14 protein-coding genes are annotated in these 14444 nt (G+C 55.3%); 5 read left to right on the top strand and 9 right to left on the bottom strand.

The features are described from left to right. Positions 1-32: 32 nt before the first annotated feature. Both RC74_RS10955 and RC74_RS10950 read left to right on the top strand, forming a co-directional pair. Positions 33-1013 (top strand): hypothetical protein, encoded by a 981-nt coding sequence (locus RC74_RS10955; protein ID WP_052275098.1) that lies wholly within the window; start codon positions 33-35, stop codon positions 1011-1013. A gap of 92 nt (positions 1014-1105) precedes the next feature. Next, the gene (locus RC74_RS10950; protein WP_052275097.1) at positions 1106-1756 is read left to right on the top strand and encodes an SH3 domain-containing protein; all 651 of its coding nucleotides are present in this window, start codon (positions 1106-1108) and stop codon (positions 1754-1756) included. A gap of 210 nt (positions 1757-1966) precedes the next feature. Here the strand turns inward: RC74_RS10950 and RC74_RS10945 are convergent, their stop codons facing one another. The 9 genes from RC74_RS10945 to RC74_RS10915 all read right to left on the bottom strand — a co-directional run bounded on the left by RC74_RS10945 (position 1967) and on the right by RC74_RS10915 (position 10838). Beyond that, positions 1967-2206, bottom strand: coding sequence for a hypothetical protein (locus RC74_RS10945; protein ID WP_156477452.1), 240 nt, complete (start codon positions 2204-2206; stop codon positions 1967-1969). A 65-nt stretch (positions 2207-2271) separates the two neighbouring features. Further along, entirely contained in the window at positions 2272-2469 is a 198-nt protein-coding gene (locus tag RC74_RS22170; protein WP_052275095.1) for a hypothetical protein, read from the bottom strand. 377 nt (positions 2470-2846) lie between these two features. Then, entirely contained in the window at positions 2847-5021 is a 2175-nt protein-coding gene (locus RC74_RS10940) for a hypothetical protein (RefSeq protein ID WP_039004130.1), read from the bottom strand. Positions 5022-5177: 156 nt separating this feature from the next. Continuing rightward, on the bottom strand, positions 5178-5954 hold the full coding sequence (locus RC74_RS10935) for an SH3 domain-containing protein (protein WP_039004129.1): 777 nt from the start codon (positions 5952-5954) through the stop codon (positions 5178-5180). Beyond that, on the bottom strand, positions 5951-8239 hold the full coding sequence (locus RC74_RS10930) for a vWA domain-containing protein (RefSeq protein ID WP_062628211.1): 2289 nt from the start codon (positions 8237-8239) through the stop codon (positions 5951-5953). Before RC74_RS10930 ends, RC74_RS10935 begins: the two co-directional genes overlap by 4 nt. Positions 8240-8307: 68 nt before the next feature. Next, positions 8308-9408 carry a hypothetical protein gene (locus tag RC74_RS10925; RefSeq protein WP_039004126.1) on the bottom strand — a complete coding sequence of 367 codons (1101 nt, stop codon included), beginning with the start codon at positions 9406-9408 and terminating at the stop codon, positions 8308-8310. Positions 9409-9456: 48 nt separating this feature from the next. Beyond that, positions 9457-9879: a hypothetical protein gene (locus RC74_RS22990; protein ID WP_236939912.1), complete on the bottom strand. Its 423-nt coding sequence runs from the start codon at positions 9877-9879 to the stop codon at positions 9457-9459. Next, complete coding sequence (locus RC74_RS22985) at positions 9876-10412, bottom strand: hypothetical protein (RefSeq protein ID WP_236939911.1); 537 nt, start codon at positions 10410-10412, stop codon at positions 9876-9878. The genes RC74_RS22990 and RC74_RS22985 overlap by 4 nt, the downstream gene beginning before the upstream one ends. Before the next feature lie 57 nt (positions 10413-10469). Next, a complete protein-coding gene (locus RC74_RS10915) occupies positions 10470-10838 on the bottom strand; it encodes a hypothetical protein (RefSeq protein ID WP_039004124.1) in 369 nt (122 codons plus the stop codon). 182 nt (positions 10839-11020) lie between these two features. Here RC74_RS10915 and RC74_RS10910 point away from each other — a divergent pair, with 182 nt between their 5' ends. From RC74_RS10910 to RC74_RS10900, 3 genes are read left to right on the top strand one after another with little or no spacing between them, the layout of a single operon-like run. Continuing rightward, positions 11021-11497 carry a putative pterin-binding protein gene (locus RC74_RS10910; RefSeq protein ID WP_156477451.1) on the top strand — a complete coding sequence of 159 codons (477 nt, stop codon included), beginning with the start codon at positions 11021-11023 and terminating at the stop codon, positions 11495-11497. After that, on the top strand, positions 11467-13266 hold the full coding sequence (locus tag RC74_RS10905) for a sensor histidine kinase (protein ID WP_082802253.1): 1800 nt from the start codon (positions 11467-11469) through the stop codon (positions 13264-13266). Before RC74_RS10910 ends, RC74_RS10905 begins: the two co-directional genes overlap by 31 nt. Further along, complete coding sequence (locus RC74_RS10900; protein ID WP_039004122.1) at positions 13263-14315, top strand: response regulator; 1053 nt, start codon at positions 13263-13265, stop codon at positions 14313-14315. Before RC74_RS10905 ends, RC74_RS10900 begins: the two co-directional genes overlap by 4 nt. The last annotated feature ends 129 nt before the right edge of the window (positions 14316-14444 follow it).

Below are 14444 nucleotides of genomic sequence, written 5' to 3'. Positions count from 1 at the left end.
TAAAAAATAACCAAATCAGGAGATAGCAAACCATGGACTTCACAAAACCAGCCTTCAAAACCCGCTTTACGCAACTGGGATTTCTCGTCCGTCACACCTTCACCATTGTCGGACGAAATCGCGCTCTTCTAGGACCGCTGATCGTCATGTGGATTTATGCTGCGGTGATGATCTGCCTGTCCTTTATCGGACTTGTCCTCGCCGTCTACGAAAACGGCAACAGCACCTGGTTCCTGCTCGGAGCGGCGGTGATGTTTATTTACAAATTCTTTTTCTACAACCGTGCCGAACTGACGCTCAGCCGCCTGACATATGGCACCGCCACCGGTGGGACGCCGACCCAGCGTGAGGCACGAAACGAAATTGCCGGTCTCAAATCTCAGATCCGAACCCTTGGCCTGCTGGACATGGCCGCCGTCTGGGTGGCCAGCCGCAAAAACAAGGAAGGCGGCCTGATGGCAATGTTGCTGGGCGGCATCGTCGAAGTCTGGGATCTGGTAAACCATTTCCTGCTGCCGGCCTTCGCGATCGACCGACTTAGCCTAAGCGGCGGAATCGCCGAAATGAAACGGCTGAAGGATCATGTTCCCGAAACGCTAGCAGGCGTTTTCGGGATCGACATCATGGGCGGCGTGATCGGCTCGCTGATGAAACCGTTCTATCTCTTCGGCGGTCTTGCGGGGGGCGCTCTTGGCCTTCTCTTTGGTGGCGGTATGCCCGATGCCTTCTCGGCTGGAGCGCTTTCCGAGATTTCCGGCGACATACCGCAACTAGGCCCGATCGGTCCGGACACCGTATTTAATTGGCTGCCGGTCTTTGTCGTGGTCTTTGTCAGTGTCCTGATTCACGCATTGTTCGCGCGCGCCGTCACTGCGATCAAGGTCATTTATTTTACACTGTTCTATACCCGTATCATGCATCCCGAGGACCTAGCTCCCGAGATGCGCGCGGACCTTGAAGGATACCTTGATCTGGACGCAGACGAGATGCCAACTGCCTCAGTGTCGGCATGAGGATATATGCCAGATCACTTGCTACCATGTCAGAGTGGCCACAGTTGCCGCTGGCGGCCTGATGTTCAGATCATAAAGTGCAGGGGCGAAAAATGACAGGGAAACTCACCACGGCAAGTGCCCTCTTGGCGCTGTTTGCGATACAGGCGTGTCTGACCTTTGGCGGTGGCGCGGCCTCTGCGCAAGAGGTCGGCAGTTACGCCCACGTTCAGACCGGCGCGCTGAATTTGCGTGCGGCGCCGGATTCGAGGTCGTCCGTACTTCGCGCCCTGCCCTATGGCGCGTCTGTCAGCATCCTTGATCGTCACGAGGGTTGGGCCAGAGTTTTCGTTCAGGGCGCTGAAGGCAGCGCTATGGAAGGTTGGGTCGCGGCACGATTTCTTGGGCAAGGTGCGAGGGCTGGCACCGAAAGAAGACGCCCGATATTTAGGGGCGGCCATGGGATCAGACCGGGGCACCAAAACCAAACCCATAAATCCGTTGCGCCACTACGGGTAAGCAAGTTGGATTTCGACTGTCGCCCGGCGTTGTTCGGCAACAGCGGCATCAAAAATGTATCGCTAGCGCTCGCGTGCAACTGGCTCAGGCGGAATTCGAACCGGACCGCAGCGACCACGTATTCATTGCCTGTCGCGGAGAAATTTCCTACCGCACGGATAAGGGACGTGGTTCACAACGCCCGATCGCGCTTGAAAGGCACAGTATCGCGCGCAACGACCGACTGGGGCAATCGGTGCAAGTGAGCTTTCCGGTTCACTCGGAAAGAGGCAAAATTGTCTCCGCCCGTCTCTTGTCCTTTTCCTGCGAGCGGGATTAGCTACGCTCTTCTGAAATGGGCATCGCGCATCATCTTAAAAACGCGAGAACGGGTGGGTCCAATGATGATTAATTCTCGGCCTATCCAACCGTCAAAGTTGGCACTGAAAAAACGGTTTTAGTTTCCTTCCGAGATATTAGAAAGCCGCCGATTGGAAACACAAAACCGTATGAGAAAAGCAACAAATTGAAAGCTCCACTTCGCCATGAATCCACAATCGCCCGACACCCTCTGGCGCTATGGCCTTGACGATGAAATACTTTTCCGTTTTTGGCCCGTGCCCAATTACTTCGGCCGCGCGGCGAGTGATGCGCGCAAGGATACCGCCCGCTGCGGTATCAAGCGCGATCATCGTAGTCGCAGAGGCGAAACTCACCCACGGTTGCCAGGCAGGATGTTAAGCGCTAAAGGGCCGTGGGCCGTGTCTTTGCCAAGATTACGTTATGGGCCGCGATGCGCAGGCGGATCGGCTTGCCTTACACTTGCCCCACGCGGCGCAAGAACAGGGCCACGCCGTTCTGGCAATCCATCTTCGTGGTGCCGCACCAACCGCCCTGTCAGAACGGCGCCGGCCTCGCGCGCGTCAAGGGCAATGACCGTGGTGGCAAGCCGCGCGACTTCCGACGTCGAATGGCTCACATAGAGAATTGGCGCGTCCGCGCAAGGTGCGATCTAGCACTCAGGCTGGCGTATCTTCCGCGTGGAGCAGATCGCTGTCGATGAGATTGGCGTCGATCAGCGGTGACAAAGCCTTCATAGCGCGGCCACACCAACCAGTCTACTTTCAGGGATGATCGCGGAGGATGAGAACAGCATTGGTGAAAAGAGGTGAGAGGTTTATTGCCAAAAGCGACTTGCCGTAGACGGTCCAGCACTGGCGGCCATGTGGGAGCTTCCACCTAGTGGTGACGCTTTGGCGCGATACCATCAGGATACTTAAAACACATCGCCACAGACTAAAACCAAGATTTTATGACTTTTGATCGTTCATTTGGCCAAAGTGTATGACACGAAATTCACTGTGGCTTCACCCTTACGAGACCCTGTAGGTGCATTGAAGCGCTATATTCTCCTGTATCAGTGATGTCTCCGCCCCATGTCTCGTTGCAATCAAATTCAATTTCCTTGCGGGAACCGTCGATCCACGACCCGTCAAGTTTCGCAGTTCTACCGCCATGTATGAATATGGCATGTTGGTCTCCTGCAAAATGCCACCACGGATCGGCGGATACGCAGGCGATGTTCCAGCGGGTCGGGATTGTCTGCGTATATGAAAATGGACCGCGATTGACCATGTCAGTGCTGACGGGCAACGATGCCTCCAACCAAATATTTTCGCCGTCAGAGACGATTTCCAGATTGCCGCGACCGACAACTATCGAGCCGGAACCACGATAGGTCTCCTTGGTCGAATGATTGCATGTGGCTGGGTCAGAGCGATTACAAGAAATGAACTCGGAACTACCGCTGAGCTGAAAAGTCGACCCGTCGTCGGGGTAAATGAGAACATCCATTTCAAATGGGTGCGCCTTTGGAGTGCCTGTCTGGATATTCAGGACGGCCCTCCAATGCGTTGACCCGTGTGAGTTCAGTCCGAACGAATGCCAGAAATCACGAAGGTCACCATTGAACGACGCGACCATGTTGCCGACCAACGGCGGAGTGCAACTGTCACTCACCTCGACAGGTTTGAACAGTACCTCTTTAGTAGTTCCGTCAATCGTCGGTAAAGTGATGGAGAAATACACATCCTGCTCCCTGTCAGGTGCGGTATATGTGCTGAGATCGGCGCTGAGTGTCCCGGCGCTGACCCTTAACTCGGACAAGCCGGGACCAAGCAGGCCTTGCAGTTCGGCACCGGCGAGAGGGCTTATAATCGTCAGCTCAAATTCCCTGCCCTGCGACATGCAGGTAGGGAGCGGGATAGCGATCTGAGCAGTCTCAAGCTTGAGGTTGACCTTCTGTGATGTGCTCTCGTACGGGGTTTCTGCCACATTGGTGACACGGACGTGCATCGGATTCTTGGGCTCGCCGGCCTCAGCGTATACAGGTGTAAGGTATCGCTCTCCCTTCGGGACGAGTATTGATCCGACAATAAGGCGGGTCTCATCTTTGCGCTCGGCCTGATCGATGCTGACGATGTTCACATAAATCCGGTCCTGACCGTCCATGCCGGACCAAGTGCCGGTAAAAACGCCGCTCATCTTTGCATAGGTCGTCGCCACCGCTTCGATGTGCCGGGGAGGCACATCGGCGTCGTTAGCGCTGGATGCACCTGCCGCAATAGAGGTCGAGAGCTGCTTTTCACCGTCGGAACTACCAAAATAGGTATTATCCGGTGCGTGTGCCGCGATGAAGCGGGGATAAACCTCCGCCAGACCCACCCCGGCGGCGCCAGTCTTCAATTCATCGCGGCCCTTCAGGAAAGTATCAAGCCATAGCAGCCCGTCGTGACCATCGTGGCCAGATTTGGCATCCAAATCGCCAAGATATGCAATCGTTGGCTCCGACTGTAGAATATCGCCAAGGTAATAGAAGAAATGGTCGCGGTTATAAATATTGTCCGGGTTATGCAGGGGCTGCGCATAATCCTTGTCATTGAAGAACAGTTCGCCATGTTTCGACTCGGCCCAGGCGCGCCCCACTGCTTCAGGTGTGCTTTCAGTAAACCATGTCGGCGGATGTTCCTCCTCTCCGGGGACCATGGCAGACTGCACGCCATGATATATTTCATGCGCCAGCGTGGTGCTGTTATCAATCATTATGTCGCGATCATAAGCGCCACCATCCCAAAGCGGCGAGATAAAATTTGAAAAATTCAGTTCTATGCCATCGCTGGGATGGTATGAGGCAGCGCGACTGGCAAGTATCTCCTGCACCCGGTCGTCTCGCCCGCGTGGTGAGATGACATAATAGGGTGCGGGTCCTGGGTTGTTTGGAAGGTCTGCCTGCCTGAAGGGTATGGATGACATCCATTCGCTGATTTCATTCAGTTCGAGCGTAACGATGGCCTCCATTTTCGGAAGCCGGATAGCGTATATGTCACGATACTCTTCGTCAGCGACAAGGCAGAACCCACATTTATAAACTGATTTGAGCTCGTTCAGCGCCCATTCCGTATTGTCCCATTCCGCATAAAGCGGACTGGGACTGGCAACTATGAACGCACAAACAATAAGCGGATTTTTCATCACTTTCCTCACATCAATCGCACGAGTTAATTCCCAAGGCACTGAAGCCTGTCGGCTCCACCAACGACCGGTCTTTTTATTTTAATCCACCGACCGGCAGGCATCAGAAATTAATTTACTTCGCCTGACCGAATATTAGTTCTATCGTCGAACCCGTCACTGCGGGAAGCTCCAGTCACCATGCTCGATCCGAAAAATCCGGAACGGTGCGCCTTGTTGTGATGTATCCGCGCGCAGACTGAATACCGCACGATCCTGCTGTCCGAAATTGATGAAATCGACATTGATTGTAATCATACCCCGAAGCATCGGCCGATCCGCATCGGGTGCGATGCGCGTTACCTGTCCCTGAAAGTCTTGCGCATCGTACATCACATCGCTGCCGTGGCCTGCCAGTTTTGGCGCCAGTCCGGCAAAGAAATATCGCTCGGCCGTTGGCGGGTAAAACGGGTTGTCGCCCTGCTCGCCGCCCATTTCAAAAACGACATACAATTCGCGTACCAGTGCCTGTGCTTGATCAAGTAGCGGATCGCCGGTCGAAATTAGGGATTCCTGCGAGGGTATCGTCGTGTCCTCATCATCCGGTCTGATGAATTGTCCTGCAACCCACCCCGCGCGCATCATATCCCTGCCGCGCATCAGGCACCAGCGCGGTGGTAACGCGTTGATCTGTGCCTCGGTCATCTCGCTGTAATGGCGCAGGGCATAATAAGGCACGCAGGTGATCTGTTCCAATCCGCGCGTGTCCGGTGCGAATGTCTCGATCACAGGATATGCGGTTCCCGGCCCCATCCGGACGTTCAACACGTCATTCGCTGCGACGCCGGTCACCCGCCAACTATCCGGGCCGTGGCCGTCGATCTGCGCAAATGCGGCGGTCGCCATGAAACCAACCACGAAAGTGACGCCTCTCAAAATATTGCGCGTCATCATTTCACCTCCACAACGGACCGCCCCATAAGCGCGCTCCCTGCGACATCCAGAAAGCGAATTTCATAAAGACCCGTTTCATCAGGCATTTTGACCTGCATGGACGTTGCATCGCCGATGGATTGCACCGAAATCCAACTGAAATCCGGTTGATCCTTGCGTGCGACTGCGATCCGCTGATCGGTGCTGTCATTTTGAAGCGTCCACGTCACCGTGATCGTTTCACTTGGCGTGGCAGTGGCTGGCACCGTTAGTCCCGCACCATCGTCCAGTGGCGCGTCGGCACCCACGACTTCCAGTGGCGCATTGGCCAAGGTGCGACCACCTTTTTCAAGCACATAGCGCAATTCATACAGACCGGTCGTATCAGGTGCGGTCAATCTGCCCTGCGTCACGGAACCCACGCGAATATAATCGGTATAACTTCCTTCATCCGCGCCCATTGCGACAATGGTGATGAAATCGCGCGGGTTGATATTACTCGACCATGCGATATCTACTTCAGTTCCGGCGCGCACTATCCCTGGTCCGGAAATGCCAATTTCGGCTTCGACAACCTCGATCGGTGCGCTGGCAAGAGTGCTACCTCCTGTGGCAAGAACGTACCGCAGCTCATAAAGGCCAGCCTCTCCCGGCGCAGTCAGTCTGCCTTCGGTCACGTCCTTGGCGCGGATGTAAACCGTGGAGGTGTCGCGATCCGCTCCCAGTGGCACGATGGTGATGTAGTCGCGCGGGTTGATCGTTTTACTCCAAGCGACGTCGAACTCCGCTCCAACCGTGACCTGCGCGGGGCCGCTCACGGTGACTTCTGCTTCGACAACTTCGATGGGTGTGTTGGCAAGAGTGCCCCCCCCTGTGGCAAGAACGTACCGCAGCTCATAAAGGCCAGCCTCTCCCGGCGCAGTCAGTCTGCCTTCGATCACGTCCTTGGCGCGGATGTAAACCGTGGAGGTATCGCGATCCGCTCCCAGCGGCACGATGGTGATGTAATCGCGCGGGTTGATTGTTTTACTCCAAGTCACGTCGAAATCCTCTCCAACCGTGACCTGCGCGGGGCCGCTCACGGTGACGTCTGCTTCGACAACTTCGATGGGTGTGCTGGCAAGAGTGTCACCCCCTGCGGCAAGAACGTACCGCAGCTCATAAAGGCCAGCCTCTCCCGGCGCGGTCAACCTGCCTTCGGTCTCCTCCTTGGCGCGGATGTAAACCGTGGAGGTGTCGCGATCCGCTCCCAGTGGCACGATGGTGATGTAGTCGCGCGGGTTGATCGTTTTACTCCAAGTCACGTCGAAATCCTCTCCAACCGTGACCTGCGCGGGGCCGCTCACGGTGACGTCTGCTTCGACAACTTCGATGGGTGTGCTGGCAAGAGTGTCACCCCCTGCGGCAAGAACGTACCGCAGCTCATAAAGGCCAGCCTCTCCCGGCGCGGTCAACCTGCCTTCGGTCTCCTCCTTGGCGCGGATGTAAACCGTGGAGGTGTCGCGATCCGCTCCCAGTGGCACGATGGTGATGTAGTCGCGCGGATTGACTGTTTTACTCCAAGTCACGTCGAAATCCGCTCCAACCGTGACTTGCGCGGGGCCGCTCACGGTAACTTCAGGCGACGCGGGCTCGTCAACGACGGGTTCTGGCTCTGGGGGCATTTGCTTTAGATCCATCGCGCTTTTGACTTGCGCTAAGGCATCGGTCAACTCGGACGCGTTGCTGGCAGGCACAAACACGCCTCCAGTATTCTCGGCGATGCAGGACAAGCTGGCATTGGCCGCATCATCCAAATCAAAACCGACCACATGAACGGTGAAGGCGATTCCTTGTCGTGCAAGCTGCGCCGACAGCGCGCAAGGATCGGCGTTGCATGTTTCCACCCCGTCAGAAATTAGCACCACCGTCGCCGGGTTGTCGCGGTAGGACAAAAGGTCGGCTGCATGGCTGACGGAGGCGGAAATTGGAGTTTTGCCAACGGGATTGATCGCGTTGACGGTAGCGATGAAAGCCGCGCGGTCCAGTGGACCGGGAGCGATCATCGTCTCGATATCTGTGCAGTCGCCTTCAGCACGATGGCCATAAGCGACAAGACCCAGATTGGTATCGTCATCCCAATTCGTCACCAAATCACCCAGAACCTCGCGCGCGATTTCGACCTTGCTGGTGCCATCAATCTGACCCCACATGGACCCCGATCCGTCATAGACGATCACCACGTCGTCCTGCGCCATCGCCGGGATCGCACCAGCAATCCACGCCGTCATAGCCAAAACCGCAATTCTTGATACAATCTGTTTCATGGGTTCATTCCTTGCTGAACGTGTTCATCTATTCGTGGCCACCGCTGTTTCAGTCGAAAGCCACGTGTTTAATGCATTCCCGTAACTGGCGCACCTACACCTTGATAAGCCTCATCTGCCCCTTGAACGCGTTGCTGACGCCCTGCATTGTAGCCGTTGGCGTAATGCGCGTCTGTTGCAATATCTGTATCCGCATCCACCAAACTCGCCTGCACATCGTTGATGCCGTCTTCGTCAATTGCGAAAAACGTCATACGGAGGCGTTGCGAGGCCGGCGGTAAGGATTCTTCGGGCGCACAAATATCTGCAAGACCGGGATCATCGACCCTGATCCGGTTCGTGGCTGATCCGTCCGTTGTGACAGGCAACAACCTGCCACCTTCGTCTAGCAGCACGTTGGTTTCGACAATTGTCGTCGTGTCGGATGGATACCTGACGCAATCGCGGATGCCTGCGAACACCAAGGGGCAATCACCTTCGCCGGGGGACAGGATAATTGGCTCGTCGTTCCTGCTTTCGGTCTTCGCGACAGTCCTTTGTGCGTAAATGTATGTTTCGGCCCTGTCGCGTGGCACACCCAATTGGTCGGCGACGATGTTAATCGCTTCGAGCCGCAGCGCGGGGTCGATGATCAAGCGGTCCTCATCAACCTGCTCTTCTTGGACCGTGGCTTCGGCACACCCCCGCATGGCGGGCATCGAGACATCGCGCGGATCCATCGCCACTGGATAATTGATTTCAAAACCATGGGATTTCCCTGCTATTGTACCAACCATTATCTTGTGATCGACCACGCGCAGAGTCAGATCAACCTCCGCCGTGCCGATATCCTGCGCAACGTATAGAGTTTCATCCATGATCGACTGGAGGAACAGCATGGTTTTCGATCCCTGCGTTAAAACGAATTGACGGCCGCACTGGCTTACCTCGACCTCATGCAGTCCTTCGCTCTGGGGCTTGGGAATGAGTTGGCCAACCCAGCCCGCCCGACTGTTATACAATTCCGCCGCCCGCGCACCGTTTTCCGGTGCCTCCCCCGGAATGGCCTGAACCGTGTTTTTGCCGCTGAAGAATTCATATGTGCCCGCACAAACGATGTTCGCCAAGGCTAACTGTGGTGACATCGCAGCAAACGCGAGCGTCAGTGATATCCGTGTGAAATCAATCATTCAAAGCCTCCATTACCGTTCTGTAGCAGTCAAACCCTGTCATGTTTCTCATGTTGACGCCGCATCTGCGCCAAATGCGCGATCCTTTAGCTTACGGAATTTGCCCGACATCTGCTCCAGCTTGGCTTCCCATTCCGGGTTCGGTTGCTGGCCCTCGATTGTCTGGAAATAGACCTGCATCATACAGGTGATGGCAAAAGGTTCGAGCAGTGCTGCCTTAACGCTCCACGCGAACAACAGGGCAAACACCACGCTGCCTGCCGCCCATGCGCCGGGCATGAGGTAAACCACCAGCGCCGCCGGCGCGAGCATAAGGATGAACACCACAAAGCTGAGGCCATAGACGATAATTGCCAGCCATGCGGCATTCTTAAGCATAGGTTTGTAGTTTTGCGCATAGAGCACAAGCGCCACTTTCGCGGACCCCCATGCATTTGTAGAATTCGTGCGGATGGCGTAGGCAAGGATCACTTCGTCAACAAACCCAACGGCCACGCGCAAAAAGGCAGATATGATCCCCCCAACTGTTGCGCACCGGGGATCGGCAGAATCGTCAGGATGCCGCGCACCAGTCCGGAAATTGCGCGCACAACGCCTTTGATCAGCTGGTCGACCGCGAACAACACACTGGCCTGCGGAAACCGCTCTTTGACCACCGCTGTTGCATAGTTGATTTGACTGCGGCCCTGCGGCATCGGCTTGCCATCAATCAACTCAATGAGCACGGCAATATGCCCAGCCTTGACGATATAAAGGATGTATTCGCGGACCCAATACATGACTGCGCCAAAAATACCAAAGCCCGCAAAACCGCCCCACATGGTGGCTCCAGCGCGAAATTCGTCGTCGCCAAACCCGCCTACACCATAACCGACACCAGCCCCGATGCCCGTGACCAGAATATATCCCAGCGAAATCCCGAAATAGACGACCATACGCAACAGGATAAATGGCATCGTGCGCACCATCATTCCCAACGCACCGCCAATGCTAAAATCCCACATTCTTCTCTCCTATATGAAATGCCGTTGCCCGTTGAGAAAGATGATTGCCGCGAAGCATCACGTTTCACAGGCGCTGTTACCGTATCGCGCGACGCACGCTCGTGCGGTGCAGGACGCGATCTGCGGGTCGCGTTGCGCTTTCTTGATGTCGACGGTTTCTAACGCCGTGTAGGGAACCGACACAGTTTCCTTTACGGGCTTACAATTGGTCGTTGCCCCCGTCGTCTCGCAGATCATTTCGCCCGTAGGTCGTTCTTCGGTGCGGTATTTGGTGACGATCTCTTGCCGATAAACCGGTGGCATTTTAAGCATCCACTCCGCTTCACAATGACTTTTTTCGGTTCGGTATTCTGGCGTTCCGCAACTCGAAAGAAGAACAAGCCCGACGACACCAAGAATCACGGAGTGTCGAGAAAAGTTTAGCATAGTTTTACTCCGATGATGTTTTGCGCTCTCGCAGGGTGCGTTTTGACTTTAATTCTGCACAACTTTTCCAGATAGCGCCCCCTTCGTTCAGAGGGGGACGCGAAATAAATTCTGGCCTAAAGTGTTTGCATCGGCACACGATGACTGTTGATCTGCCGACAGCACAAAGGGAGAATGGCGCAATGTTCATCAAAGCAACTGCTTTAGCGTGCGGACTGATGTTGGCGGGAAAAGCGGTGATCGCGGATAACCCCGACATTTTGTTGCAAGTAACCGGGCAAACCCTCGACGCGCCCGCTGCCTTGGACCGCGCAATGCTGGAGGCCCTTCCGGTAACCACAATCGAGACCTCAACCGTTGTCACCGATGGCACACACAGCTTCACTGGTTTTTTGATGCGCGACTTGCTCGACCACCTCGGCGCAACGGGCGATAGTGTCACCGCTATCGCGCTGAACGACTACGCTGTGGAAATCCCGATGATAGATTTCTATGATTATGACGTGATCGTCGCCACGCACATGGACGGCCAAGCACTGAACCGCGCAGATAAGGGGCCTTTCTGGATTGTATACCCGCGCGATAATCACCCCGCCTTGCAGGATATCCGCTATGACTACCGCTGGGTATGGCAGCTTTATCAGCTCAACGTGCAATGAAGCACTTTCAAAATTCCACACTCAGGCTGATCCTACCGCTCGCAGCGGTCGTAGCCTTTGCGATACTTTTGACCTTTTCATTGATCCGGATGTTCGAGATCGAGAACGCCATGCGCGTCGAGGCAGAGCAGAACATGCTTTGGGTGCTGCATCAAAGCGAAGTGGCGGCGCTTCGTCTGACAGAGACAGCAGCGCTGGCAGACCTTGGAGAAGCCACGTCGGATGATCTTTCACTGCGCTTCGATATTCTAGTCAGTCGGTTTACCCTGCTCAATGCTGGGCCACAGCGCCGGTTTCTTGAAAAAATTGGGTTTAGCGACGATCTGGATCACCTGTCCGAGGCGCTCGCTTCAATTGCGTCGTTGATCGCAGGGTTCACGCCCGGTGACGGCGGGCCGCTGCGCGTATCGCTGGCGCCGTTTTCCCGCCTTTTCGGGCGGGCCGCAAATGCTGCGATGATTGCTGAATGGGACGAACAGGGTGGGCGGCTGGAGATCTATCGCGACCAGTTGCGCCAGATTATTGCGTCGCTCATCGGCATGATGGTCGCCGGCGGAATTCTGGCGGTGACGCTAGTTCTGGCGCTACGACAAACGCGTCAGCGCAACCGGATGTTGAGGCGCGAAAGGGATTTTTCGGCACTTCTTGTTTCCTCCAGCGGCGAAGGCATCCTAGCTGTGGATCGGTCCACGCGATGCACCATGTGGAATGGCGCAATGACAAAAATACTGGGTACGACAGATGAAGAGGCCGTCAACCGTCCGTTAGACAGGATCGCCGGCTTTTTTGATACGACCGTGGTACGTCGAGGAATCGAGCGCGCGCTGCACGGTGAAACCTCACGACAGATGCTTCAGCCGCTTTTTCGCAAGGGTGCGAACGAGCCGCTTTATGTGGATTTACGCTTTTTCCCACTGCGCAACGAAAAAGATATCCTCGGCGCGATCCTGTTTATAAATGATGCATCTGATCGACATGCCGTCCAACAGAAAAACACGCAGGACCGCGACCGTCTGGAAGAGCTGGTGGCTGAGCGCACCCGCGAATTGGACGATGCCTTGCTTCGGGAACGGTCGGCGGGCGAAATTTACCGGAACTTTGCCGCCATGATCTCGCATCAGTTCCGGACACCTCTGGCAGTGGCGGATTCCGCCCTTCAACGCCTCATCCGGAGGGGCCCACATGCGAAACCGGATGAGATTGCCGAACGAGCGGACCGCGCCAGAGGCGCCATTGCCGGTCTCACGCGGCTGGTAGAAAGCACTCTGGATGCTGCGCGTCTTGACGCGGGCCAGATTGGCGCTCGCAGGGTAGAATGCGATCTCAGCGAAATTGTCAGGACTGTCTGCGCCCGCCAACGTGAAACGAACCCGACATATAGGATTGAGATCCAGTGTGAGGCGTCCGGATCGAGTGCGGCTTTCTACGACCCGGCCCATGTCGAACAGATTTTGGAAAACCTTCTGTCGAACGGAATCAAATATGCAGCACCGCGAACGTCTGTATCAGTAGTTTTGCACGCGGATGAGCAGTGGCTGTATTGCGATGTGTGTAATACTGGCCAGACTATTCCTGATAAAGAACGTGCCCATATTTTCGATCGCAACTATCGCGGAGCGAATAGTGTCGGAATCACCGGAACCGGAATTGGCCTGTTCATGGCTCGCGCACTGGCGCGGATGCAGGGGGGCGATATTACATTGCAGTCGGACGTCGTAGGCGTGACATTTCGCATGAAACTGCTCCGCTTCAAGGGAGGCCTGACATGAACCGCGCAACAGACGGAGCGCTGATCCTCGTCATCGAGGACGAAAAGGCACTGCTAGACGACATAGTCGAGGAATTACAGGAAGCCGGGTATCGCACCCTCGCTGCGCACTCGGGTGACGAGGCGGTGGAACTCTTGTCGGATTTGACACCTGATCTGTTGCTCTGCGATATAACGATGCCCGGCCTGGACGGCTACGGTGTGCTGCAAGAGATACGGAACATGCGGCCCGAACTGTCCGCGGTACCTTTCGTCTTCCTGACCGCGATGTCGGAACCCTATGAGGTGATCAAAGGAAAGCTTCGGGGCGCCGACGATTATCTGGTCAAGCCCGTCGATTATGACCTAATGCTGGCGACCATCGCGGCACGGGTGCGTCAGGTCGACCGTATTAGGAATAAACATGAGAGCGAAATGACCACTTTGCGTGAAGCGCTTGTTGGTCTGTCCAGCACCGGTGCGGAGGCGGCACTTAATCTCATCGCGCTCGGAACGGTGTTTCTAGACGAGACGTCGAAACCCGTCCACAGCAATCGCGCGGCTAAGCGCATAGTCACCAGCACAGATATTATTGAACTCGACCAAGACGGCTTTTTCTCGACTGATCCGATATCAAACAGAGACTTAAAGCGCGCTATTGGCAATGCTGTGGAGTTGGCAAAAGCCGGAGAAGAAAATGTTGTTGGTATTAATTTACAGCAATCAGGGGAAGCCAGCGCGATTTTGGTCCTCGTTTGCGCCCTCCCCCAATCTGGCAAGGCTGGCAAAGGCTACCCGCATGTCGCGCTTTTCATTTCTACGCCAGATCAGGAAAGGACAATTCCGGAAGCATTGCTAATGGAAATTTTCGATCTAACACCAACCGAAGCGCGAGTCGCCGGTTCCTTAGCCCGCGGAAACCGCGCTTCCGATGTAGCAAAGGAATTAGGTGTGACGCAGACGACTATGTCATTCCATCTTCGAAACCTGTTTCAGAAAACCGGCACAAATCGCCAAATAGACTTGATTGCGTTGATCCTTGCTGGTCCAATGATGATACGGTCTGAGTAGAATCTCTATGACGTCAAATCGCTGACGTCATACACTTCGGGAGCGACAAAGCCATTCTGGGAGAAAGAAAGAAGATCAAAAAGCAGACTATCCAACAACGTCGCATGCAACATCAAAAATAAGCAGCAT

It is taken from the genome of Falsihalocynthiibacter arcticus, from assembly GCF_000812665.2.
GTDB classification, from domain to species: Bacteria; Pseudomonadota; Alphaproteobacteria; order Rhodobacterales; family Rhodobacteraceae; genus Falsihalocynthiibacter; species Falsihalocynthiibacter arcticus.
This window is presented reverse-complemented; position numbering and strand designations above follow the sequence as displayed.